21 protein-coding genes and 1 riboswitch are annotated in these 24,570 nt (G+C 67.0%); of the genes, 11 read left to right on the forward strand and 10 right to left on the reverse strand.

Annotated features, from left to right (window positions below; genetic code table 11):
• From AC1VTH_RS01290 to AC1VTH_RS01305, 4 genes are all read right to left on the reverse strand, one after another.
• Nucleotides 1–366, reverse strand: a 366-nt coding sequence (locus AC1VTH_RS01290; protein WP_481334328.1) for a Sec-independent protein translocase subunit TatA/TatB, incomplete at its 3' end; no start/stop codon positions are given.
• Nucleotides 367–417: 51 nt separating this feature from the next.
• Nucleotides 418–729, reverse strand: a complete 312-nt coding sequence (locus AC1VTH_RS01295) for an STAS domain-containing protein (RefSeq protein WP_293673829.1) — start codon at nucleotides 727–729, stop codon at nucleotides 418–420.
• A 15-nt stretch (nucleotides 730–744) separates the two neighbouring features.
• Complete coding sequence (locus AC1VTH_RS01300) at nucleotides 745–1,566, reverse strand: tetratricopeptide repeat protein (RefSeq protein ID WP_481334330.1); 822 nt, start codon at nucleotides 1,564–1,566, stop codon at nucleotides 745–747.
• A 259-nt stretch (nucleotides 1,567–1,825) separates the two neighbouring features.
• Entirely contained in the window at nucleotides 1,826–3,118 is a 1,293-nt protein-coding gene (locus AC1VTH_RS01305) for an aspartate aminotransferase type Ic (protein WP_481334332.1), read from the reverse strand.
• A 73-nt stretch (nucleotides 3,119–3,191) separates the two neighbouring features.
• On the opposite strand from AC1VTH_RS01305, the gene AC1VTH_RS01310 reads away from it, so the two are divergent.
• On the forward strand, nucleotides 3,192–3,452 hold the full coding sequence (locus tag AC1VTH_RS01310) for a hypothetical protein (RefSeq protein WP_481334334.1): 261 nt from the start codon (nucleotides 3,192–3,194) through the stop codon (nucleotides 3,450–3,452).
• A gap of 210 nt (nucleotides 3,453–3,662) precedes the next feature.
• Here the strand turns inward: AC1VTH_RS01310 and nhaA are convergent, their stop codons facing one another.
• From nhaA to AC1VTH_RS01325, 3 genes are all read right to left on the reverse strand, one after another.
• Complete coding sequence (gene nhaA, locus AC1VTH_RS01315) at nucleotides 3,663–5,057, reverse strand: Na+/H+ antiporter NhaA (protein ID WP_481334336.1); 1,395 nt, start codon at nucleotides 5,055–5,057, stop codon at nucleotides 3,663–3,665.
• A 165-nt stretch (nucleotides 5,058–5,222) separates the two neighbouring features.
• Nucleotides 5,223–6,158, reverse strand: a complete 936-nt coding sequence (locus AC1VTH_RS01320; RefSeq protein WP_481334338.1) for a manganese-dependent inorganic pyrophosphatase — start codon at nucleotides 6,156–6,158, stop codon at nucleotides 5,223–5,225.
• 166 nt (nucleotides 6,159–6,324) lie between these two features.
• Entirely contained in the window at nucleotides 6,325–6,876 is a 552-nt protein-coding gene (locus AC1VTH_RS01325; RefSeq protein ID WP_481334339.1) for a DUF1836 domain-containing protein, read from the reverse strand.
• 220 nt (nucleotides 6,877–7,096) lie between these two features.
• Here AC1VTH_RS01325 and AC1VTH_RS01330 point away from each other — a divergent pair, with 220 nt between their 5' ends.
• The 3 genes from AC1VTH_RS01330 (at nucleotide 7,097) to AC1VTH_RS01340 (ending at nucleotide 10,639) form a co-directional block, all read left to right on the forward strand.
• Nucleotides 7,097–7,957, forward strand: coding sequence for a DegV family protein (locus tag AC1VTH_RS01330; RefSeq protein WP_481334340.1), 861 nt, complete (start codon nucleotides 7,097–7,099; stop codon nucleotides 7,955–7,957).
• 168 nt (nucleotides 7,958–8,125) lie between these two features.
• Nucleotides 8,126–9,490, forward strand: a complete 1,365-nt coding sequence (locus AC1VTH_RS01335; protein WP_293826250.1) for a PFL family protein — start codon at nucleotides 8,126–8,128, stop codon at nucleotides 9,488–9,490.
• 216 nt (nucleotides 9,491–9,706) lie between these two features.
• Complete coding sequence (locus tag AC1VTH_RS01340) at nucleotides 9,707–10,639, forward strand: serine hydrolase (RefSeq protein WP_481334342.1); 933 nt, start codon at nucleotides 9,707–9,709, stop codon at nucleotides 10,637–10,639.
• Between the two features lie 109 nt (nucleotides 10,640–10,748).
• Here the strand turns inward: AC1VTH_RS01340 and murB are convergent, their stop codons facing one another.
• Complete coding sequence (murB, locus tag AC1VTH_RS01345; RefSeq protein ID WP_481334344.1) at nucleotides 10,749–11,693, reverse strand: UDP-N-acetylmuramate dehydrogenase; 945 nt, start codon at nucleotides 11,691–11,693, stop codon at nucleotides 10,749–10,751.
• A 128-nt stretch (nucleotides 11,694–11,821) separates the two neighbouring features.
• A riboswitch (FMN riboswitch) is annotated at nucleotides 11,822–11,957 on the forward strand.
• A 6-nt stretch (nucleotides 11,958–11,963) separates the two neighbouring features.
• On the opposite strand from murB, the gene AC1VTH_RS01350 reads away from it, so the two are divergent.
• From AC1VTH_RS01350 to AC1VTH_RS01380, 7 genes are all read left to right on the forward strand, one after another.
• Nucleotides 11,964–12,533: an ECF transporter S component gene (locus AC1VTH_RS01350; protein ID WP_481334346.1), complete on the forward strand. Its 570-nt coding sequence runs from the start codon at nucleotides 11,964–11,966 to the stop codon at nucleotides 12,531–12,533.
• Between the two features lie 9 nt (nucleotides 12,534–12,542).
• Nucleotides 12,543–14,351 carry an ABC transporter ATP-binding protein gene (locus tag AC1VTH_RS01355; RefSeq protein WP_481334348.1) on the forward strand — a complete coding sequence of 603 codons (1,809 nt, stop codon included), beginning with the start codon at nucleotides 12,543–12,545 and terminating at the stop codon, nucleotides 14,349–14,351.
• Complete coding sequence (locus AC1VTH_RS01360) at nucleotides 14,345–15,148, forward strand: energy-coupling factor transporter transmembrane component T family protein (RefSeq protein WP_481334350.1); 804 nt, start codon at nucleotides 14,345–14,347, stop codon at nucleotides 15,146–15,148. The genes AC1VTH_RS01355 and AC1VTH_RS01360 overlap by 7 nt, the downstream gene beginning before the upstream one ends.
• Before the next feature lie 106 nt (nucleotides 15,149–15,254).
• Nucleotides 15,255–16,454 carry a coiled-coil domain-containing protein gene (locus tag AC1VTH_RS01365; protein WP_301829781.1) on the forward strand — a complete coding sequence of 400 codons (1,200 nt, stop codon included), beginning with the start codon at nucleotides 15,255–15,257 and terminating at the stop codon, nucleotides 16,452–16,454.
• Nucleotides 16,455–16,649: 195 nt separating this feature from the next.
• Complete coding sequence (gene galE, locus AC1VTH_RS01370; protein WP_293673293.1) at nucleotides 16,650–17,705, forward strand: UDP-glucose 4-epimerase GalE; 1,056 nt, start codon at nucleotides 16,650–16,652, stop codon at nucleotides 17,703–17,705.
• Nucleotides 17,706–17,708: 3 nt separating this feature from the next.
• The gene (locus tag AC1VTH_RS01375) at nucleotides 17,709–18,749 is read left to right on the forward strand and encodes a polyprenyl synthetase family protein (RefSeq protein ID WP_481334353.1); all 1,041 of its coding nucleotides are present in this window, start codon (nucleotides 17,709–17,711) and stop codon (nucleotides 18,747–18,749) included.
• 60 nt (nucleotides 18,750–18,809) lie between these two features.
• Complete coding sequence (locus AC1VTH_RS01380; RefSeq protein WP_293673295.1) at nucleotides 18,810–19,715, forward strand: peptidoglycan-binding domain-containing protein; 906 nt, start codon at nucleotides 18,810–18,812, stop codon at nucleotides 19,713–19,715.
• Between the two features lie 214 nt (nucleotides 19,716–19,929).
• On the opposite strand, the gene AC1VTH_RS01385 is transcribed toward AC1VTH_RS01380, so the two are convergent.
• Together AC1VTH_RS01385 and AC1VTH_RS01390 are read right to left on the reverse strand one after the other, a co-directional pair.
• Complete coding sequence (locus AC1VTH_RS01385; RefSeq protein WP_481334355.1) at nucleotides 19,930–22,551, reverse strand: ATP-dependent Clp protease ATP-binding subunit; 2,622 nt, start codon at nucleotides 22,549–22,551, stop codon at nucleotides 19,930–19,932.
• A 247-nt stretch (nucleotides 22,552–22,798) separates the two neighbouring features.
• Complete coding sequence (locus tag AC1VTH_RS01390; protein WP_481334357.1) at nucleotides 22,799–24,394, reverse strand: threonine/serine exporter family protein; 1,596 nt, start codon at nucleotides 24,392–24,394, stop codon at nucleotides 22,799–22,801.
• Nucleotides 24,395–24,570: the final 176 nt, after the last annotated feature.

Below are 24,570 nucleotides of genomic sequence, written 5' to 3' on the forward strand. Positions count from 1 at the left end.
TGCGGGGGCCTCACCGTCATCGGCCTTGGTGGCCTTCTCGGCAGCTGCAGCCTTCTCGGCGGCCAGGCGCGCGCGGCGCTCAGCGAAGGTCTCGGCCGGCTTGGCGGCTGCGACCTCCTCCTCGGTGAGGTCGGCGTCCTCCTCCTGGGCCTTGGCCGCGGCCTTGCCCATGGGCGAGTTGGCGGCGTCCTGGATGGGGTCGATGATCTCGGACTGGACGACCTTGGTCACGCCCTCCTGCGCGGTGCGGAACTGCCTGAGGGCACGACCAATGGTGCGGCCCATGCCCGGCAGCTTGTCCGGGCCAAACAGCAGGAACGCAAACACGAGAATGAGTATGAACTCTGTATCTCCGATGCCGAACACGTAAGCCTCCTTGGGCGATTGCGCGCGCCTCGAGGGGTGCGCACAAGTCTGCTAGTCCTGTACGTTCAGCGCTTTCTCAACGCCCAGAAGCCCCAGCACGCGGCGCACGTTGTGCTGCGGGTTGGCGACCTCGAAGCCGATGCCGTCCTCGCCCGCGCGGGTGGCGGCACCAACCAGCACGCCAATGCCAGTCGAGTCGATGTAGCTGGTCTCGGCAAGGTCGACCTCGACGCGGGCGGGCTTTGCGCCCAGTGCCTCGTCGACGGCCTCGCGGAGCTTGTCGGCGTTCGAGACGTCGACCTCGCCGGCGACGCTCACGAGGCGCGTCGCGTCGTTGGAAGTCGTGGTAATGGAAAGGTCCATGCCCATCCCCCTTTGCTACTCGGCGTCTGCGGACGCGTCACCGGTGGTGGCGGCGTCGGCCGAGCTGGTGATTGACTGGAGCTGCGAGGTGACGTAGCTCTTCATGCCGTTCTCGTCGTTCGGGTCGACCTCGAGCGCCTTGTTGTAGGCGTCCTCGGCCTTGTTGGTGTCGCCCGTCTCCTGATAGATCATGCCGAGGTTGGCCCAGGCGGGCGCGTAGTCGGGCGTGGCGGCGACGAACTTCTCGAGCGCGGAGATGGCGCCGGCCGAGTCGCCCAGGTAGTACCGGCACAGCGCGCGGTTCACGTGCGCGGCGGCGGCGTCGTTGCTCTCGAGGTAGGTGTCATAGTAGCCCTCGGCCTTCTGGAGAAGGTCGGTGACGTGGGCGTTCTCCTCGTCGGTGCTGGCGTAGTTCTTTGCCATATCGCCCCAGGTGAGGTAGGTGTTGGCGAGGTTGATGAGAGCCGCCGCGTCGTTGGGGTTGCTCTCGAGCTTGGCCTCGAGCGAGTCTGCCGTGGACTGGTAGCGACTGTCGAGCTGGTCCATGTAGGAGTTGGTCGTGGCCGCGGTCGCGCTCGTCTGCGCGGCATCCGTGCTCGAACTCGAGCTCGAGGCCTGCATGCCCGAGACAATCGCCGACAGCGACGGCAGCAGGATGGAGCCCACCATGATGATGGACACGAGAATGACGGCAACGAGCACCAGCGGGCGGCGGCTCGAGGGCTTGACTGTGCGGCTGGGCTCGGACTCCTCGCTGGCGTGGTGGCCGCGGCCCGTCGTCCCCAGGTCTACGCTCTCGGGCTTCTCCTCGACCTGCTCGTGCTTCTTCGATGCCATACGATCCTCCTGCCATAGCCTCGCGGGGCCACCTACATATATGTACGTCCCCGCGTCAACCCTAGGGCCAAGAAGGACACGTGCGGCTCATTCTACCCCAAGCCACCAAATTACCATCCCGCAAGGATAGCAGAGCGGGCGGCGACGCTGCGCGCGCCACCGCCCTCTCCTCGTCAAAGAACTGTCGAGCGCGGGGTCTTGCCCTCAAAGCCGCAGGGAACTGGGACAAAAAAGCTCCGGGCCATTTTGTCCCAGGGTGCTAGCGGGCGGCGCGGGCCAGGCGTGCCGAGACGAGCTTCACACAGGCGACGAACACGTCGAGCGCGGCGCCGAGGTCGACGAGCGTGGGGTACGAGGGGGCAATTCGGATGTTGGTGTCACGCGGGTCCTTGCCGTAGGGCCAGGTGGCGCCGGCACCGGTCATCTTGACGCCCAGGTCTGCCGCCAGGGCAACGATGGCCTTGGCCGAGCCCTCGGGGCCGTCGAACGAGACGAAGTAGCCGCCCTTGGGGTGCGACCACGTGGCGCAGCCAAGCTCGCCCAGGCCCTCGGTGAGCTTGCGCTCCACCAGGTCGAAGCGCGGGCGCAGCACCTTGGCCTGCTCGGCCATGTGGTCGCGCACGGCGTTGGCGTTGGGCAGCCAGCGGGCATGCATGAGCTGGGCGAGCTTGTCGGAGCACACGCGCTCCACGCCAAACCAGGCCTTGAGGTCGGCGATGTCGGCGTCGCTTGCGGCCACAGCGGCGATGCCGCTGCCCGGGAAGGTCACCTTGCTGGTCGAGGCGAACTCATAGACGAGGTTGTCGCCGCCGGCCTCGGCCACGGCGCCAAAGACCTCGAGCAGCTCGTCGGGCTCGTCGGTGAGCTCGTGGACGATGTAGGCGTTGTCCCAGTAGATGCGGAAGTCGGGCGCGGCAGGCTTGAGCGAGGCCATGCGGCGCACGACCTCGTCGGAGTAGGTGATGCCCGTGGGGTTGGAGTACTTGGGCACGCACCAGATGCCCTTGACCGATGGGTCGCCCTCGACGAGGCGCTGGACCTCGTCCATGTCGGGGCCGTCCGGACCCATGGCGACGGGCACGTTCTCAAAGCCCACGTTGGCCGTCACGCCAAAGTGGCGGTCGTAGCCGGGGCTCGGGCACAGCCACCTGAGTGTGCCGCGCGCGGCCTGCTGGCACTGCGGCTCGCAGCCGGCGACGCCCTTGACCCAGCCGTGGAGCACGGCGTCGTGCATGATGTTGAGGCTCGACGAGCCGCCCAGCACGAGGTTTTCCGGGTTCACGCCCAAGATCTGGGCCATAAGGCGGCGGGCCGAGGGCACGCCGTCGGGGCAGCCGTAGTTGGCGGCGTCGACGCCATCGTCGGTGAGGTCGGAGGAGGAGGTCAGCACATCGAGCATCGGGCGGGCCAGGTCGACCTGCTCGGGCGACGGCTTGCCGCGGGCCATGTCGAGCGCGAGGCCGCGGCCGCGCAGCTCCTCGACGTCGGCCTCGAGTCCCTTGATCTGCTCGTCCAGCTCCTCAGTGGTCATGCTCTCGTAGACGTTAGCCATGGTCGTCTCCATTCGCACATCTCAGGCGTCGGCGCGCCCCTGCACTGTGAGTATATGCGTTACCATGTGTCGCATGGATAAACCGCCCTACATTCCCAACTCAGACGAGTTTGGCGAGCTGCAGCGCTTCGTCGACTCGCTCTATGCCTCCGCCGAGTTTGTGGACAACCTCGACGCCCAGGTCATGGCCGAGACGTACGACCTCGACTACGACCTGCTCGAGATTGTCTCCTGCCTGCCCAACGGCGTCTACGAGCGCGCCCGTCTCGCAGACCAGCTCAACTCGGCGCTGGCCGCCCACGGCTGGACCCAGCGCTTCGGCACGGTCGAGTAGCGCAAGAGGCGCCGCCCCACGGCCTGCCGCCCGCATCCCGCCAACCAGTACGGGCACGGGCGGCCACGGCCCCGCGGCCGCCCGTGCCCTCCCGGCAAGCCCAGGTGCACCAGTCCACATACATACGAAGACGCCCCGCCACGATCAATGCGTGACGGGGCGTCCCTTGTCTTGCGACATCATGGCGTGCGCGAGAAGGCCGCGGCCGCTCTACTCCTCCATGGGCTGCTCGGGACCCTCGGGCTTCTTGGTGGCAACGAGAATGAACACGCTGCCCACCACGGCCGCGACGACCGAGCCGGCGAGGATGGCGCACTTGGCGGCCAGCACCTCGCTCTCGACGGTGAAGGCCAGGCCCGCGATGAGTATCGACATCGTGAAGCCCAGGCCACCCATGAGGCCCACGCCCACGATCTGCTTCCAGTCGACACCGCGCGGCAGCTTGGCAAAGCCAATCTTCACTAGCATGAACGTCACGCCGATGATGCCGATGGGCTTGCCGAGAAAGGCGCCCAGGAACACGCCGCGGGTCACCGGGTCGGCGATGATGGCCGCGGGGTCCGCGCCCACGAGGCACACCTGGGCATTCACGAAGGCAAAGAGCGGCAGCACGAAGAAGTTCACGAACACCGAGATGGCGTTCTCGACGCGCTCGAGCGGCGGGGTCACGTGGTGCATGACCTGCTCGACGCCCTCGGCCGCAACCGTGAAGTCGTGCTGGCCCAGCACGTGGGACTCGGCATCGTAGGCGTCATCGAGCAGGTTGGCCTTGTCGGAGAGCCAGTCGCGCAGGGCATCGAGCTGGATGTCGGAGCGGGCCGGAAGGAACAGCGCGAGCACGACGCCCGCGAGCGTGGCGTGGATGCCCGAGTTGAACATGCACACCCACAGCACGAGGCCCACGAGGATGTACCAGCGCGAGCTGTAGACGTGGCAGTGGTGCAGGGCCGCGAGCACCACGACGCAGCCAAGCGACGCGGCGAGCCACGGGATGCTCGGCGTCTGGCCGTAGAACACCGCGATCACAATGATGGCCAGGATGTCGTCGGCGATGGCGAGGGTCGAGAAGAACACCTTGGTGGCAGGCGCCACGCGGTCGCCCAGAAGCGACATGATGCCCAGCGCGAAGGCGATGTCGGTGGCCATCGGCACGGCCCAGCCGTGCGGGGCGCCGCCCTCGCCCAGGTTCAGCAGCATGTAGATGATCGAAGGTACGGCCACGCCGCCCACGGCGGCGAGCATCGGCAGGGCCGCCTGGCGCGGGCGCCTCAGCTGGCCCACGGTCATCTCGTACTTGAGCTCGATGCCCACGAGCAGGAAGAAGATCGCCATGAGAAAGTCGTTGACAAACTGCTCGAGGGTGATCGTGGCAGACCAGTCGCCGACGCCAAGCGTGAGGCCCGTCTCGAAGAAATGGTGGACCGTCTCGTAGGCGGGGGTGTTGGCCACGATGACGGCGAGGATCGCCGCGAGCACCATGACCGCGGCGGCAATGGTGCCGTTCGACGTGATCTTGTGGCGCGAGTCTCGCTTCTCAATGCGCTGCGCCACCGCGTCGACGCGGATGATCTCCTCGTCGATGACGGACTCTGGGGTCTGGGGCATGTCACATCCTTCTTCTGGGCGCGTGGCCCGAACGTGCGGGTTGGTGCCCGCGTCTCAAGAAGGCCGCCAGCGCATGCGCCGGCGGCCCAGTCTCAATCTATCTACCCGCACGGCCCCGCGCCCGGCGTCAGCCCAACGTGCGCCCCACGGGAATTCCACGAGTCCCTACTCGGCGGCAGCCAGGATCGGAGCGGCGACCTGCTTCTTGCGGGAGAGGACGCCCGGCATCCAGACGCCGTCGTGCTCGTCGGCAATGCCCAGGCCCTTTTGAGCAGCCTCGGTCTCGCCCTCGAGCAGGACCTGCGAGCCCTCCTCCATGATGTCGGTGATGCACAGGACAATGCCGTCAGCACCCTTCTCGGCGGCGTAGGCGCGCATGGCCTCGCGAATCTCGTCGATCATGCCGAGCGCGCGGCTCTTGTCGACGGTCTCGTACTGGCCGATGAGCAGCTTCTTGCCGGCGGGCTCGAACATCTTGATGTCGTTGCCGACCATCTCGGCTGCGGTGAAGGAGCCGGACGGACGGGTAAGGAAGACCTCCATGCCAAACTTGACCGGGTCGACGCCCACCTGCTCGCCGAGCTTGGCGGCGACGGCGCGGTCGACATCGGTGGTGGTGGGGCTCTTGAGCATGAGCGTGTCGGTCATCATGGCCGAGAGCAGCAGCGTGGCCTGCTCGCGCGTGGGCTCGACGCCCAGGACCTCGAAGAGCTTGGCGACGATGGTGCAGCTGGAGCCCCAGGGCAGGGCGATGTAGTGCAGCGGGGCGGCCGTGGTGAAGCCGCCGATGCGGTGGTGGTCGACAACGCCGGTGACGACGGCGTTGGCGATGCCGTCGACGGTCTGGCCATCCTCGTTGTGGTCGGTGAGAACGACCTGCTGGGGCTCGTCGGCGGCCTCGATGACCTCGAGCAGCTCGGGCTCGGCCACACCGTTGTCGGCGAGGAGCTTGGCAGACTCGGCGGGCAGCGAGCCCAGGCGGCGGGCAACGTAGGTGTTGCCGTCGTAGTTGACCTGGTTGAGCAGCTGCGACAGCACGACGGCCGACATGATGGCGTCGTTGTCGGGGTTCTTGTGACCAAAGACGTAGACCGTGCTCATGGACTCTCCTTCTATCCTTGCCCGCACCCTCGCGCGGACACCTGCGGACGCCTGCGCGTCCGGAATATGCACAACGTTCTTATTGTAACCGCGCCGCCTGCGCACGCGCGCGGCCGCGGCGCGTCCCTACGGGTTGAACACGAGCAATACCACGCGCCGGCCGCGCCTAGCGCCCCAGCAGCAGTGTCTGCTCCACGAAGACCTTGTCGGCCACCGCCTCGACGCCAGCCTCCATCACGCGGGCGAGGTCGGGGGCAACGGGCGTGCCCTCGGCGTCGGTGAGCTCGACGGTGGGCGTCGAGAGGGACACGGTTCCGTCGAAGCGCTGGGCAAGCGCATCCTCGAGCGAGCCCGCCAGCGCGTCATAGGTGGCCGCCACGTTGACCCCGCGGTCGACGCAGGCCTGGTACAGATCACGAATCTGCGAGATCGAGAACACGCGCTTGAACGAGCACACAAAGATGAGGGTCGCCACGTGGCGGCGCGTGTAGCGGCGGCGCTGCGGCGCGGGCACGACGCGCTGCTTCACGTAGTTGTTGACCATCGAGCCGGTCAGCAGCTCCTCGCCGGGAAGGGCCATGAACGACAGGCTCTGCGACACGAGCGCAAGCACCTGGTCGAGGTAGAGCTCGATGCGAGGTATCTCGTCAATGCGCATGATGTGGGCGCAGGCCATGCGACGCGCCAGCTCGCGCGCCTCGTCATCGTCGAGCGTCATGGACCACCCTCCCCTCGCGTGTCCGCCACGCACGACCTTCTCGACCGCGGCGTCGCCGGCACCTGCACGCCGGCGTTCTTCTCGTCCACGCTAGTTTACACATTATGAAAAGCAGCACATCTTGTTTTAAATACTAGATGTGCTAATCCTCCATATTCATAGGCTATACTGCCGCTCAAGAGTTAACGGCACGGCCGCGGAACGCCAGCGAGGAGAGACCATGAACGACCAGCGCATCGCCGTCCTCACGGACACGGGCACCAACACCCCCGCAGACTTCTGCGAGGCCCATGACGTGCGCAACATCCCCCTGGTGGTGAACTACGCGGACGGCTCGTACCGCTCGGGCGTCGACATCACCACCGACGAGGTCATCGACCGCTTCGCCACCGAGATTCCCACCACGAGCCTGCCGAGCCCCGCAGACATCCAGGCCGCCCTCGAGGCCGCACGCGCCGACGGCTACGAGCGCGCCGTGCTCGTGACGATCAGCTCGGGGCTCTCGGCCACCTGCCAGACCGCCGAGCTCGTCGCCAGGCAGATGGAGGGCTTCCCCGTCACCGTGGTCGACACCAAGAGCATCGGCGTCGCCGCGGGTCTCGTGGTCATGGCCGCGGTCGAGATGATCGAGGCGGGCGCTCCCTTCGAGGAGCTGGGACCTAGGCTCGCAGACCTCTCCGAGCACACGCGCGTCTACTTCACGGTGCGCGAGCTCAAGTACCTGCGCCACGGCGGCCGCATCAACGAGGCGACGTATCGCCTGGGCAGCGCCCTCAACATCAAGCCCGTCTTCTACTGCGACGCCGAGGGCAAGTACGCCACGGTCAAGAAAGCCCGCGGCTGGGAGAAGGCCCTCGCCGCAGAGCTGGCGTTTGTCCAGGAGCAGGCCAAGCGCTACGAGCGCGTTGTCTGCGCCGTGTGCTGCACCAAGGCCGAGGACAGGCTCGACGAGCTCACGGGCAAGATCCTCGAGACCATCCCCAACGTCATCGACGTGGTGCGCAGCGGCATCTCGCCCGACCTCATCGTCCACACCGGCGCGAGCCTCGTGGGCATGGCCGTCCAACCCTGCTGGCGCTAGCCCACCTGGGACACTACAGCCCGTAGCATTACATGTCCCAGCGCATGTGATGACATATTCATCACCGCTGTAAACAGAACGCTACAGATGCGCCGACTGACCTGCGGGCCAGTCGGCGTTGCGTGCATAATGAAGCGATACCGTAGGCTCGACAGCTAAGGGGACACTGTGTCAATCACCGCAGAAGAGGTCACCGAGACACTCAACATGGTCACCGAGCAGCACCTCGACATCCGCACCATCACGATGGGCATCTCGCTCATGGGCTGCGCGGACGAGAACATGGATCGCATGTGCACCAAGGTCTACGACCACATCACCAAGACCGCCGAGAACCTCGTGCCCGTTGCCGAGAGCCTCGAGCGCGAGTATGGCATCCCCATCGTCAACAAGCGCGTCTCCGTGACGCCCATCGCCCAGATTGCCGCGGCCTGCCCCGACGCGGACCTCGTGCCGCTCGCCCACGCGCTCGACCGCGCCGCCGCCACGCTTGGCATCGACTACCTGGGCGGCTACTCCGCGCTCGTCCACAAGGGCATCGGCGACGCCGACCGCAGGCTCATCCGTTGCATCCCCGAGGCCCTGGCGAGCACGAGCCGCGTGTGCTCGAGCGTCAACGTCGCGAGTCTGCGCGCCGGCATCAACATGGACGCCGTGCTCATGGTGGCCCAGACGGTGCTCGACTGCGCCCGCCTCACCGCCGACCAGGACTCCATCGGCGCAAGCAAGTTCGTCGTCTTCTCCAACATGGTCGAGGACTCGCCCTTCATGGCCGGCGCCACGCACGGCTCGGGTGAGGCCGACGCCGTGATCAACGTGGGCGTCTCGGGCCCCGGCGTCATGGCCGCCGCCCTCGAGGAGCTGCCCGAGACAGCCAGCATGATGGAGGTCGCCGAGCGCATCAAGCAGACCGCGTTCAAGATCACGCGCGCCGGCGAGCTCATGAGCCGCGAGGCCGCGCGTCGCCTGGGCAAGGAGAAGGGCATCGTCGACCTGTCGCTGGCCCCCACCCCCGCCATCGGCGACTCCGTGGCCCGCATCCTCGAGATCATTGGCGTGGGCACCTGCGGAGGCCCCGGCACCACGTGCGCCCTGGCCATGCTCAACGACGCCGTCAAGAAGGGCGGCGTCATGGCGAGCTCCAGCGTGGGCGGCCTGTCGGGCGCCTTCATCCCGGTGTCCGAGGACGCGGGCATGATCGAGGCGGCCGAGGCGGGCGCCCTCTCGCTCGAGAAGCTCGAGGCCATGACCTGCGTGTGCTCGGTGGGCCTCGACATGATTGCGGTTCCCGGCGACACGCCCGTCGAGGCCATCGCCGGCATCATCGCCGACGAGATGGCCATCGGCGTCATCAACAACAAGACGACCGCCGTGCGCCTCATCCCGGCCATCGGCAAGTCTGAGGGAGACTCGGTGGAGTTTGGCGGCCTGTTTGGCCGCGCCCCGGTCATGCACGTGAACCCCAACGCGGGCCACGTCCTCGCCCACCGAGGCGGCCGCTTCCCAGCCCCGCTCAACTCGCTCAAGAACTAGCGCGGGCAACACCACCCGGTTTGGCGCCGGCCTCGCAAGGGGCCGGCCCCTTTTTGTGCGAGAAGGGCGAGAAGGACGAAGGCAAGCGGCGCGCCCATGCATATATGCATGGCATGATTATGTAAGGTAGTTTCTGGGAACAAGCTAGCCCATCGAGCAAGGAAGGGAGTGGGCGTGGGGCACGTGACGAGCGGGCACAGAGGCAGCAAGGCGCTGGTGGGAGCGTTTGTTGGCGGCACCTCCGTCGTGGCCGCGCTCGCAAGCCCCACCCCGGCGCTCGCCCTCGACCTCACCACGCCCCAGCTCGCCACCCAAGACGGCTCCCCCTCCTTTGCGCAGGGGCTGCTCACCTGCGCGCCCCTCGTCCGCGAGCAGCCGAGCCGTGTCGACGTGAGCGGCGCCACCGCCAACGCCTCCCAGCTCAGACCCCTCGACGAGGCCATCTGCGCCATCGAGGGGCAGGGCCACCAGGTGGGCTTCGTAATGGTCGACCTTGGCAGCGGGGCCACCGTGAGCTACCACGCGGACAACGCGTTCTACTCGGCAAGCTCCATCAAGGGACCCTACGTCGTGTCGGTCGTGCAGAACGTGCTGGGAGACGGCGCCCCCGCAGATGGGCGCATCGACGCGATTCTGCGCCACTCGGACAACGACGCCTACGCCTCGTTTCGCTCGAGCTACACCGACGCGCCCATGCACGCCCTCGTCGACGCCTCGGGCGCCGAGCAGATGGCGAACTCGGGCATAACCGAGGTGGTGGAGGCCTCGGCCGCGCCCGCGCGCGAGGGCGGCATCGCCGACAACTTCTACGAGTTCGTAACGCCGCGCCAGCTCGCAGCACTCTGGCAGCAGTGCCACGCCTACCTTGCCTCGGACGAGCCGGGCGCCGCGTGGCTCGCGGACGAGCTCACGCACCCCGAGGTCTCGTCGCTTCGGCACGTGGGCTGCGCCTGGGGCACCACCTGGTCAAAGGCCGGCTGGTACCCAGACGACGACGCGGCCTTCTCAACCACCGTCGACGCCGGTGTGGCGCGCACGGCCACGGGAGACGTGGCCATAGCGGTCATGACCACCGCGCCCGAGGACTTCTCGGTCACCGCGAGCGTCATCGCCCCGCTGCTGGTCCTCCATGCAGAAATGGCGGAGTAGCGCAGCCGCGCCACCCCGCCATCCTGGGACGATTGAGCCCGTAGCCTTATCGTCCCAAACCGCAGGAAAAGCGGGACAGTAAAGCTACGGGCGGCTCTGTCCCAAAGCCCTAGAACTCGCCCACGAAGCGAACCTCAGGCTCGAGCTCCACGTCAAACTGACGCTTGACCTCGGCACGGACGTGGTCGATCACGGCGCGCACGTCCGCCGCCGTGGCGCCGCCCACGTTCACGACGAAGCCCGCATGCTTGGTCGAGACGGCCGCGCCACCCACCTGGTAGCCCTTGAGCCCGGCGTCGGTGATGAGCTTGCCGGCGAAGTGGCCCTCGGGGCGCTTGAACGTGGAGCCGGCGCTCGGCAGCTCGAGCGGCTGCTTGCTCTCGCGAGCCTCCGTGAGCTCCTCGACGCGCGCGGCGATCGCCGCCGGGTCGCCCGGGTCGAGCGCGAAGGTGGCCGAGAGCACGACGAGCCCCTCGGTGCGCACGCGGCTCGTGCGGTATCCCATCTCGAGGTCCGCCACCGCGATCTGCTCCACGAAGCCACTCGGCATGAGGCAACGCACGCTCTCGAGGACGTCGGCGCAGCAGCCGTCGTAGGCGCCCGCGTTCATGAAGACCGCGCCGCCCACGCTGCCGGGGATGCCGCAGGCAAACTCCAGGCCCGTGAGGCCCAGCGAGGCCGCGAGGGCCGAGGCGTCGGCGATGGCCGCGCCCGCCTGGCACACGAGCTGGCAGCGCTCGCGGGGATCTCCCAGCATGAGGATGTCGTCGAGGGCGCCCGCGCAGTCGACCATGACGCCGCGGTAGCCGCCGTCGCCCACGAGCAGGTCGCTGCCCAGGCCCAGCAGGAAGTGCTCGACGCCCGTGTCGCGGCAGGCACGCACAACGCGCACGAGCTCGTCCTCGCTCGCGGGCGAGACGAACAGGTCTGCGGGTCCGCCCACCTTGAAGGTGGTGTGGGCGCTCATGGGCTCGTCGCGGCGCACGCCATCCTCGCCCACCACGGCCACGAGCGCGCCGGCGAGCGCCTCGAGCTTCTCGATATCCATTGGCATCGGAACTCCTTGGGTGCATGCGGGCGCGCATTGACACGCATTGGCCCGCCTCGTTCTTATCGTCCAAATCGTAGCGTACCCGCCCGCAAGCCCATTGACACCACACATACGCATGGCTAGCCTGTGGTTGTCAGTTTCAGGGCGGGGTGAGATTCCCCACTGGCGGTAACCGCAGGAGATGTGGAAGCCCGCAACCCGCGAATACGCGGCCGACCCGGTGAGAGTCCGGGGCCAACGGTACAGTCCGGATGGAAGAAACGGAGGGCCACCATGGCCAATTCTGTGCACTCGTCTACCCACGCAACCACCGGTACCACCTCGGGTGGCTGGTCTACTCAGCGCATCGCCATCTGCGCGCTGTTTGTTGCCGTGTCGATGATCGCAAGCTACATCGAGATTCCCGTGCCGCCCGTCGCATGGCTCAAGTACGACCCGTCTGGCGCCGTCTGCCTCATCGCCGGTCTCGCGTTTGGCCCGCTTACCGGCGCGCTCATCTCGGTGCTGTCCTGGATGCCGCACGTCCTCATGGACCCGTGGGGCGGCCTCATGGGCATCCTCTGCACGCTCGCGCTCGTGCTTCCTGCCTCGGCCATCTATGCCAAGAAGCACACGCGCTCCGGCGCCATTGCCGGCATGGTCATCGCCGGCGTCACCGTGCTGGTCGTGGCCTGCGTCGCCAACATCATCGTGACGCCGCTCTACACCCCGTCGATGACCGCCGCCGACGTCATCCCCCTGCTCGTGCCCGCGCTCATCCCCTTCAATGTGGTGAAGGTCGTGCTTAACTGCGCCGTCACGGCCATCGCCTACAAACCCGTCTCCAAGCTCATCGCCCGCTAGAAGCGGCCGGTGGCAGCAAGCCAGAACATACGCGCACGCCTTACGCGCGCCCGCCTCTCCTACGACGGGCGCGCCACCTGGGCGCTCGACGGCGTCTCCCTCGAAGTGCGCGCCGGCGAGCGCCTCTGTGTGCTGGGCGCGAACGGCTCGGGCAAGTCGACGCTCGCGCAGCTGCTCGCGGGCCTCGAGGCGCCCGACGAGGGCATCGTTGAGCTCTGCGGCCGCGTTACCTTCGACGGAACGCGCGTGGACGCGGACGCCTACCGCGAGGCGCGCCATCACACGGGCCTCGTGTTCCAGAACCCCGAGGACCAGATTGTCACGAGCGTCGTTGCAGACGACGTGGCCTTTGGTCCCGAGAACCTGGGCGTCGACCCCGCCGATATGCGGCGGCGCGTCGAAGACGAGCTGGCGCGCGTGGCGCTTGCACCCTTTGCCCAGGCAGACCCGGCGCGCCTCTCGGGCGGCCAACAGCAGCGCGTCGCCATCGCAGGCGCCCTGGCCATGCATCCCGACATGCTCGTGCTCGACGAGCCGGGCGCCATGCTCGACGTGCGCGGCCGGCGCGGAATCATGCGCGTGCTCGACCGCCTGCAGGCCGCGGGCGCCACGCTCGTGCACGTGACCCACTTCATGGACGAGGCGCTCGCCGCAGACCGCGCCATCGTCATGAGGGCCGGCAAGATCGTCCTCGAGGGCACGCCGCGCGAGGTCTTCTCGCACGCAGACGAGCTTGCGGACGCAGGCCTTGAGCTGCCGCTCGTTGCCGAGGTTGCCCACCAGCTGGGCGCGGGCGGCACCCCGTGTGCCCCGTGCGCCTCTTGTACTTTAAGCGCCCACGAGCTCGCAGCCCAGACGGCCCCGGCCACGCACGCTTCCGCAGCCGGTGACGCCCCCGCCCCCAACAAGAGCCAGGCCGAGAAGAACCTGGACGAGAAGGGCACCAACGAAAAGGGCAAGGCCGGCTCGCCCGCGCCCGCCCTCTTGATGCAAAACGTCTCGTTTGCCTACGACGGAGCCCCCGTGCTCGACGGTCTCTCGCTTGCCGTTGCCCCCGGCGAGCTCGTTGCCCTTGCGGGCCACACGGGCTCGGGCAAGTCGACGCTCGCGCGCCTCGCCTGCGCGCTGGCGGCGCCCACCGCGGGCACGGTCGAGGTCTTTGGCGTGGACACGCAGGACCGCAGGCGCCGCCGCGAGCTGCGCGGCCTCGTGGGCTACGTGATGCAGCGCCCCGAGCGCCAGCTCTTTGCCGAGACGGTCTACGACGACGTCGCCTACGGCCCGCGCAACCTTGGCCTCTCAAAGGCTGAGGTAGACGAACGCGTCGCCAGCCAGCTTGAGCTCCTGGGCATTGCCGGGAAGGCCGGCAGCTCGCCCTTCGAGCTCTCCGGCGGCCAGCAGCGCCTCGTGGCACTCGCGGGCGTCCTTGCCATGGAGCCCAGGTTGCTCGTCCTCGACGAGCCCATGAGCGCGCTCGACCCGCGCGGCGCGAGCCTGCTGCGCGACATCGTGCGCACCCTCCACGAGGCGGGCCGCGCCATCGTCCTCATCACCCACTCGATGGACGACGCCGCCGAGCTTGCCGACCGCGTGGTTACCCTCGACCGCGGCCGCGTTGCCCTCTGCGGCACCCCGCGCGAGGTCTTCGCCCACGAGGCCGAGCTCCACGACCTCGGCCTTGGCCTGCCCGACGCGCTCGTCCTCGCCCACCAGCTCGAGGACGAGTGGGGCATCGCGCGCGCAACCCTGGGCGAGCCCCTCACGCGCACCGTCCTCGAACGCTCCCTGCGCATCCGCGGAGGCGAGACCCCATGCTGAGCTCACCCATCGGCCGCTACCAGCCCGGCACATCCGCACTCCACCAGCTCGACGCCCGCGTGAAGTCGCTGTGCCTCGTGGTGCTGCTCGTCCTCATGTTTATCGTGACCACGCCCACGCAGCTTGCGCTGGCGGTGGCCCTGTTCGCGGCCCTCGTTGCCCTGTCGGGCACAAGGCCCGCGACCGTTGCCGCGAGCGTGCGGCCCGTCGTGCCGTTTGCCCTGCTCGTGGCCGTGTTCAACCTGTTCCTCACCCACACCGGCACGCCCCTCGCGCAGCTGGGCCCCCTCACCATCACGAGCGACGGCCCCTGGGTGGCGCTGCTCTACGCCCTGCGCCTCGTCATGGCCGTGGGGATGGGTGCGCTGCTGCTCCTCACCACGACGCCCACCGCCATCACCGACGCACTCGAGTCACTGCTGTCGCCCCTGGGAAGGCTGGGGCTTCCCGCGCACGAGATCGCGATGATCTTCTCGCTCGCCCTGCGCTTCGTGCCCGTTATCGCCGACGAGGTGACCTCGGTGCGCGACGCCCAGGTGGCCCGCGGCGCAACCTTTGACGAGGGCGGCCTCGCGAACCGCGTGCGCGCCCTCTCGAGCGTGCTCGTTCCCGTGCTCGCGGGCGCCATCCGCCACGCCGACAACCTCTCGCGCGCCCTCGACGCCCGCTGCTACGAGGGGGGCCGGGGCCGCACCCGCTACCACGAGCAGCGCGTCACGGGCCTCGACCTCGCCTTTGTCGCCGCATGCGCGCTGTGGGCGGCCGTCCTTCTGGCGCTTGGCTTCTTGGGGATTTAGACCACTCGTCCACCATTTCTTCTCGCGCGGCAGGCGATGGGCTATGCTGTTCAGATACGATTCACGACGCTCAACCACAGGCAAACGCACTCAAATTGGAGCAGCCATGTCGCGAAGCATCCAGCGCCCCAACCGGGACGCTTCACCCTATGAACCCACCCTCATGACGCGCCGCGCGGCCCTCAAGGCCATGCTCGGCATCACCGCCGTCACAGCAGGCCTCGTCGCAAACCCGCTGCCGGCATTCGCGGCCAAGGCCTCCAAGGAGACGACGGACGCCCTCAACTCCGCGCAGGCCCAGCTCGACGAGGCACAGGCCAAACTCGACGCCATCTCGGCCGAGTACGTGGAGCTCAACGAGAAGCTCAACGACACGGTCAGCCAGATCGAGCAGGTCCAGGCAGACATCCAGGACAAGCAGGACGAGATCGACGCCAAGCAGGCAGAGATCGCCGACAAGCAGGACCGCCTGAGCGCCCGCATCTCGAGCAACTACAAGACGGGCAACGCCGACCTGCTCTCCGTGCTGCTCAACTCGGGCAGCTTCGAGGAGCTCAGCAACAACCTCTACTATCTGGGCAAGATCAACGCCAGCGATGAGCAGCTCATCAGCGACGTCAAGCGCGCCAAGGCCGAGCTCGACGCACAGAAGGCCGAGCTCGAGCAGAAGCAGTCAGAGCTCGAACAGCTCAAGCAGCAGCAGACCGAGGAGCTCGCCGCCGTCCAGGCCAAGCAGGACGAGGCGTCCTCCATCGTCGACAACCTGAGCGACGACGTGCGCGACCTCATGGCCAAGCGCGACGCCGAGATCCTCGCCGCCGCCGAGGAGGAGCGCCGCCAGGCCGAGGCCGCCAAGGCCGCTGCCGCCGCAGCAGCCAACCGCAACAACGGCAGCTCGGGCGCCTCAGGCGTGACGGGCAGTCTGTCGGGCGCCAGCGCATCGGTCAAGGGCCAGGCCATCGTCAACGCCTGCTACCAGGTGGGCTCACCCGGCAGCGGCCTGTGCGCCATGTGGGTCTCGCAGGTCTACTCGCGCGCGGGCTTGGGCTACCCGGGCGGCAACGCCAACAACATGTACTGGAACTTCTGCACGAGCTCCAACAAGGCAGACCTGCAGCCTGGCATGATCATCGCCGTGAGCACCTGGACCGGCACCGCGGCCGGCAGGGTCTACGGACATGTGGGCATCTACATCGGCGGCGGCATGGTCATGCACAACGTGGGTTCCATCCAGACGATGAGCGTCGACGCCTGGATTGGCACCTACGGCACCACGGTGACCCCGCGCTGGGGCTGGGCCGCCTAGCTCGCACAATCAGCGCCCGTTTGATCGCCGCCTTGTGACCCCTCGTCACAAGGCGGCTTTCTTTTACAAGCAGCCCGCCCACACCCATGCTCCACAGGCGCCGCAGCTGGCGCGATATACTTAAAAGTTGGACAAAGGCGCACGTGCGCCCAAGCCTCGCAACAACAAACGATCGCCACAGGCGAAAGGATCCCCATGAGCGAAGCAATCAAGCCCCAGGACACCTGCGTGCTCGTCACCGGCGGCGCCGGGTTCATCGGCTCGCACACCGTCATCGAGCTGCTGCAGAGCGGCTACGAGGTCGTCGTGGTCGACGACCTCTCCAACGCCAGCGCCATCGCGCTCGACCGCGTGCGCCAGATTGTGGGCGACGAGGCCGCCCAGCGCCTCACGTTCTACGAGGACAACGTGCTCGACCGCGACGCGATGAACCGCATCTTCGACCAGCACGACATCGACCGCGTCATCCACTTCGCTGGCTTCAAGGCCGTGGGCGAGTCTGTCACCAAGCCCATCGAGTACTACCACAACAACATCGAGAACACGCTCGTACTCGTTGACGTCATGCGCAACCACGGCTGCAAGTCGATCATCTTCTCGAGCTCCAGCACCGTCTACGGCGACCCCGACAGCCTCCCCCTCACCGAGGAGAGCCCCAAGAAGCCGGCCACCAACCCCTACGGCTGGACCAAGTGGATGATCGAGCAGATCCTCACCGACCTCCACACCGCCGACCCCGAGTGGAACGTCGTGCTGCTGCGCTACTTCAACCCCATCGGCGCGCACCCCTCCGGACTCATCGGTGAGGACCCCAAGGGCATCCCCAATAACCTCGTGCCCTACGTGGCGCAGGTCGCCGTGGGCAAGCTCGCCGCCGTCCAGGTGTACGGCAACGACTATCCCACGCCCGATGGCACCGGCGTGCGCGACTACATCCACGTCGTCGACCTGGCCCGCGGCCACGTCGCGGCCCTCAACTGGATGAACGGCCGCGAGGGCGTCGAGGTCTTCAACCTCGGCACCGGCAAGGGCAGCTCGGTCCTCGAGGTCGTCGCCGCCTTCTCCAAGGCCTGCGGCAAGGAGCTCCCTTACGTCATCCGCGAGCGCCGCGGTGGCGACATCGCCGCCAACTGGTGCGACGCGAGCAAGGCCGAGAGGATGCTTGGCTGGAAGGCCCAGTACGACATCAATGACATGTGCCGCGACTCCTGGAACTGGCAGAGCCACAACCCCAACGGCTTCGAGGAGTAGCGCGTGAGCAGCTTCGTCGATTACCTGCGCGCCCGCCTGCCCCTGGTGAACGAGCGCCTCGCCGCCGCTTCGGCACGGCCGCTCACCAGCGAGGGCGTCGCCGTAGACCTCGAGCGCTACCTCTACGAGCCCCTCGCCCACTTCACGGCCGAGGGCGGCAAGCGCGTGCGCCCCGTCTTGTGCCTCATGGGTGCCGAGGCCGCAGGCGGCAACGCCAAGGTGGCGCTGGCCCCCGCCGTTGCCATCGAGCTCTTCCAGAGCGCGGCGCTCATCCACGATGACATCGCCGACGCCAGCGAGCTGCGCCGCGGCGAGCCCTGCCTCTACAAGACGCAGGGCGTGGGTGTGGCCACCAACATGGGCGACCTCGCGCTCGTACAGGTCATCGACGTGGTGCTGCAGGACGCCGCCCTTCCCGAGGAGCGCAAGCCCGAGGTGCTGCGCCGCCTGGTCGAGATGGAGCTCCACACCCTCGAGGGTCAGGCGCTCGACCTGGGCTGGGCCCGCGACGAGCGCTGGGACGTCACCACTGACGACTACGTCTACATGGTGACGAGCAAGACGGCCTGGTACTCGGCGGCCTCGCCGCTGCTCATCGGCGCCGCTGCCGCGGGCGCGGGCGACGCGCTCAGGGAGGGCCTGCGCAAGGTGGGCCTGCACGCGGGAATCGCCTTCCAGCTGCAGGACGATTTGCTGAACCTCGTGGGAGACGCCGAGGCCCAGGGCAAGGACTTCCGCAGCGACATCACCGAGGGCAAGCGCACGCTCGCCGTGGTGCATGCCCTCGAGAACCTTGGCGCGGCCGAGAGGGACGAGCTCGTGGGCATCCTGGGCAGCCAGGCAACCGAGGCCGCCACGCTCGCCCGGGCCGTGGAGCTCATCGAGCTTGGCGGCGGCATCGAGGGCTGCCGTGACCTTGCCGCAAGCGAGGTGGCACAGGCCGAGGGGCTCGCCCATGGGCTCGAGCAGGACGGTCTCATCTCGGCAGATGCCTGCGAGCTGCTATGCTCAATGGCGCAGTTCTTTGTAAATCGCGCAAGCTAGCCAGCCGGCAGCTTGCTTGGCCGCCGCGCTTGCTCGGGGCGACTAGTCAAGGAGTACACGATGGATCCGATTCGTGAGAGTATGACGGGCGCCGTGGTCGAGGACGTACAGGAGCGCCTTGCCTCGCTGGGCTTTGACATCGACGAGGGCGAGCGCAAGACCTCGACGTTTGGCAGCTCCACCGCCAACGCCGTGGCGCGCTTCCGCCTGGGCCAGAACCTGCCGCTCTCCAGCGAGGTCGACGCGACCTGCTGGTCTGCGCTCGTCGACGAGTGCTACCAGATGGGCGACCGCACGCTCTACCTGCGCCTCCCCAACTTCCACGGCAACGACGTGCGCTGCCTGCAGAACGCCCTCAACGTGCTGGGCTTCTCCTGCGGCGAGGCGGACGGCTACTACGGCCCCCACACCGAGGGCGCCGTGAAGATGTTCCAGGAGAACGTGGGCATGCTCGCAGACGGTATCGCCTTCTCCGACACCTTCGACGCCCTCGAGCGCCTGCGCCACGTCTGGGCCGGCAAGCCCGCCAACGGCCCGCACCCGCAGAGCGGCATGGGCTTTGCCCGCGCCGCGCTCGTGCTCGACGAGGTGCACATCGCCCTCACGGCCGAGGACCCCATCGCCCGCAACGTGGCCGGCCGCATCTGGAACATCGCCAGCGCCACCTCGCAGAACACCGGTCTGCACCTGGTCGAGAGCATTGACGCGGCCACGCCCGCCGACAACGCCGTGCTCGTGCTGGCCTCCACGCCGCGCCCCGCCGTCTCCAACGTCTCCAACGTCACGATGACCGAGGGCGAGGACCTGGCCCTGCGCCTGCGCACGGCCCTCGAGAGCGCCCGCCGCAAGCCGCCCGTGATTCGCGTGGAGCTGCCTGGCGGCTCCTACGACGGCACGTTCACGCTCAACGACTCGCAGATGCTGGCCGTCTCGCTCATCGACGCCCTCTGCGCCGCCCTGGGCTAGACGCCAAGAAGAAGCAACGACAAGGGAGGCTGCCATCCACTCGGATGGCAGCCTCCCTCTTTTTATGGGACGGAATAGCCCGTAGCCTTTCTGTCCCAAACCGCAGGAAAAGTGGGACAGAAAGGCTACGGGCTATTCTGTCCCAACGTACGTTTGGCGCGCGCTCAAAAGAAAACGGGGCGGCCGCTCGATGCAGCCGCCCCGTTCCACGCAACTAGTTGCCCGCGGCGGCAAGGCCCGCGTCGGAGCCGCCAGAGGCGCCGCGGCCACTGCCGCCCGTAGGGGCGCTCCACGTGCCCATGGCGGCCGGCAGGTCCATGTGCTCGCGCTCGGTGCGCTCGGGAATGGCGCCCGCACCCTTGGAGAAGGTGAGCTTGCCGTCTTCGCCCACATCGACCAGCACGATGTCGCCGGCGCCCCAGCCCTGGGCCAGCAGCTGCTCGGCCAGCGGGTCTTCGATGAGGGTCTGGATGGCGCGGCGCAGCGGCCTCGCGCCATAGATTGGGTCGGTTCCCTCCTTGGCAAGCACGTCCTTCGCGGCGTCGGTAAGCTCGATGGACATGCCCTGGCCAATGAGGCGGTTGCGCAGCTCGGCCACCATGAGGTCAACGATGCCGCGAATCTGCTCGCTCGAGAGAGACTTGAAGACCACGATCTCGTCAACGCGGTTGAGGAACTCGGGACGGAACAGCTTCTTGAGCTCGCCCATCGCGCGGCTCTTGATCTCCTCATCGGAGAGCTTGCCCGCGCTCGTGCCAAAGCCCATGCCGCCCGGCTTGGCGATCTCGCGCGCGCCCACGTTGCTCGTCATGATGATGACGGTGTTCGAGAAGTCCACCTTGCGACCCTGGCCGTCGGTGAGCCTACCCTCGTCCAGAATCTGGAGGAGGATGTTGAAGACATCGGGGTGGGCCTTCTCGATCTCGTCGAACAGCACCACGGAATAGGGCCTGCGGCGCACGGCCTTGGTGAGCTCGCCGCCCTCGTCGTAGCCCACGTATCCCGGAGGGGCACCCACGAGCTTGCTTACGGCGAACTTCTCCATGAACTCGCTCATGTCAAAGGTGATGAGCGCGTCCTGCGAGCCAAAGAGGAACTCGGCGAGCGACTTGGCGAGCTCGGTCTTGCCCACGCCCGAGGGACCCAGGAAGATGAACGAACCGCCGGGGCGACGCGGGTCCTTGAGCGGCGAGCGGCCGCGGCGGATGGCGCGGGCCACGCCGCTCACGGCCTCGTCCTGGCCAATGACGCGCTGGTGGAGAACCTCCTCGCAGCGCAGCAGCTTGGATGCCTCGGCCTCGGTGAGGTTCGAGACAGGCACGCCCGTGATCGAGGAGACCACGTCTGCGATGGCGGCCTCGTCGACCGTCACAACGTTGCCCTCCATCTGCTTGTGCCAGGTTTTCTCGAGCTCGTCGCGCTGGGCCTCGAGCTGCTTCTCCTGGTCGCGCAGGCGGGCGGCCTGCTCGAACTCCTGGGCGCTCACGGTGTCGCGCTTCTCGGCACGCACGCGCTTGAGCTCCTCGTCGACCTGGGCAATCTCGGGCGGCAGCACCATCTTGTGCACGCGCGTGCGGGCACCAGCCTCGTCGATGACGTCGATGGCCTTGTCGGGCAGGAAGCGGTCCTGGATGTAGCGGTCAGACAGGGTCACGGCCGCCTGCAGCGCCTCGGGCGTGTAGCGCACGTGGTGGTGCTGCTCGTAGGCGGGCTCGAGGCCCTGGATGATCTTGAGGGTGTCCTCGCAGCTGGGCTCGGCGATGTTCACCGGCTGGAAGCGGCGCTCGAGCGCGGAGTCCTTCTCGATGTGCTTGCGGTACTCCTCGGCCGTCGTGGCGCCGATGACCTGGATCTCGCCGCGCGAGAGGGGCGGCTTGAGGATGCTCGCGGCGTCGATGGAGCCCTCGGCCGAGCCGGCGCCGATGATCGTGTGCATCTCGTCGATGAACAGGATGACGTTGCCGTCCTTCTCGACCTCGGCGATGACCTTCTTGAGGCGGTCCTCGAACTCGCCGCGGTACTTGGAGCCAGCGACGAGCGCAGAGACGTCAAGCGTCCAGATCTGCTTGCCACGCAGCATGTCGGGCACCGTGCCGGCAGCCACGAGCTGGGCAAGGCCCTCGACGATGGCCGTCTTGCCCACGCCCGGGTCGCCCAGGATGAGCGGGTTGTTCTTCTGACGGCGCGCCAGGACCTGCATCACTCGCTCGACCTCGCGGTCGCGGCCAATGACGGGGTCGAGCTTGCCGTCGGCGGCAAGAGCCGTGAGGTTCTTGCCGTACTGCTCGAGCATCGAGGCGTCGTCGCTATTGGCGGCGCTGGAGCGCGCGGGGCCCACGGATACGCCGTCGAGACCAATGCGCACCTCCTGGACCTGCGGCGGGTTGTCCTTGGGCGCGTTCTGGTCGATGAGCTCGGTCACAGCGTTGCGCACCGCGTCGCCCGAGACGCCCATGCGCGCAAGCGCCTCCATGGCCACGCCGTTGCCCTCGCGCACGATGCCCAGCAGCAGGTGCTCGGTGGAGATGTAGGTGGCGCCGCGGCTCATCGTCTCGCGATAGGCGCCCTCGAGCACGCGCTTGGCGCGCGGCGTGAACGGGATGTGGCCGCCCGGCACGGGCTCGCTCGAGCGCTCCGTGACCTTCTGGACCGTCTCGACCGTCTCGTCATAGGTGATGTCGAGGTTCGAGAGGGCCTGAGCGGCAATGCCCTCGCCCTCCTTGATGAGAGCCAGCAGCAGGTGCTCGGTGCCCACGTACATCTGGCCCAGGGCACGGGCCTCGTCCTGGGCGAGGCTCATGACCTTGCGCGCCTTGTCTGTGAACTTGTCGAACATGCGAAGGTTCCCCCTCGGTCGTTCCATCAAAACCAAGGTGCCCGTGCGACCACCTGGCGGCACGGGCACTCTGTAAGCTTATACCCTCGCGAGAGGTAGGTAATACCTCGTCACTTATGAAGCTATATCCCTTAGCACTCGGTACGAGGCATGGGTATCTGGATAGTTTCTCCAGTTGACGCCCATAGTGTCCAACTGGCCCTCAGCGATTTTGTCTCGTTTGCCATGTGGCGCAAATCGGACTCGCTTACGACGTATGCCTCCAGCGAGGGTCCGTGAGCGTTCGAGCGGCACCGAGGCCCACCGGGAGAAACGCAACGATGAGCACGGCGCGAACGAACCAACTCAACATGTTGGCCGTATCGAAGACACACATGTAGTACATGGCACGGTAGAGGTATAGTCCCGGAACCATGATGACAATTGACGGAACCGTTAGGGCAATCCTCGGATACGTGAGCTTGAGCTCGGCCACACTCGCGAGCAACCCCGAGACAAGCGCTCCAATGAGCGCAGCCGCCTCGGGAGGGACGCCACCAGCCAGCCCAAGCGCCGGAATCAGAGCGTTGAGATCGACGAGCGAGAGCCTCAGCGTGTTCGAGACCGCGCCAATGCAACCCGCCGCCGCAGCCATCTGCACGGGACTGTTGAACATGATCGAGAAGCCAAATACGCCAACGAAGCTCATAAAAGCGCGCAGCGCCGTCAGCTGCAGCGCGCCGAGCCCCTGAGGCGCAAAGTCATCCGGAGAGAGTCCCACGCACTCGGCGACCACCCATCCCACGAGCGTCGCCACCACCACGATTGACACCGCATACGTAAGCCGTTCGATGCCGCTTCTCATGTCGAGCTTTGAGATGTCGAGCCCGGCCGTGATGAGGGGAAATCCGGGAATCACGAACAGCATGGCACCGATATAGCCCTCCTCGTGCGCAAGAGCCATGGGATCAAAGCACGAGAGTCCGAGCAACGCCAACAGATAGCAGACGCACGCCACGGCAACGCCCATCGCAAGCGCACTGAACTGCCCGATCCTTCTCGAGAGCATCGTGGAACGCACGAAGTTGCCGATTCCGGCGCCTACGAACGCGCCGAGCATCTCGATCGGACCGCCACCAAGGAGAAAAACGAAGGCACCGCATGCGGCACCGGCAGCAAGCCCCTGCTGAACGGGACGATAGTCTGGCCTCGTCCCCTCAACGGTCGCAAGCATCTCGTGGTACTCGTGCACCGTGAAGTTTCTGCCATACGTCTCAATCTCGCGCAGGAAGTTCTCCATCATCCAGATGCGGTGCGTGTTCACTCCCGTTGTGGGCAAGCTCACGACCTCGTTGAAAATATGATGTCCCTCGATGCACGTGCATTCGAACGACAGCAGGCTCAGGTCCACGTGAATGGTGACGCCAAGGACACTCGCCACGCGATCCATCGTGTCGCGCACGCGCCAGGCGCCCGTTCCGCTCGCGAGCATGAGCATGCCAGTGCGGCAAATGATCGTGGACTTGTCAGCAAGTGGAGCGGAGATGGCGGGAGAGTCTCCCTCCGTCACGACATCGTGCCAGACGGTCTTCATGTGCAGCGCGTTTGCTCGCATGCCGTGATGGTGAAACAACGCGTGACTCAAGGCGTCGGGAGCCAGAGCAGACTCCGGCCTGGATGTGCCAAGACATCCGTCCTCGTCTTCGTCCTCGACAAGATCGAAGTCCTCGATGGGCTCGACCACTCGATGGCCTGGCTCGTCATCGACGTCATCCTCATCTTGCTCGTCAAAGAAGTTGAGGCCCTCCAGGGCCTCCTCGCGCTCGCCGTCATCATCGGCAGCATGCTGACCGAAAGCCTGCATCCATGCCTCCCGTCTGGGGTGGCTCGATTGCCCCCCCGCACCGGTCACATTCCGCGGCCATATTAGAGCTACGTTATGTAAAGTTGCAAACCTCGATATAAAAAGCCCGCCGAGACCAAATCTGAACTGCCTCCCATTTCTTGGACATGAGAAATGGGAGGCTTTTTATGCGTGTC

It is taken from the genome of Parolsenella sp. (genome assembly GCF_982402205.1).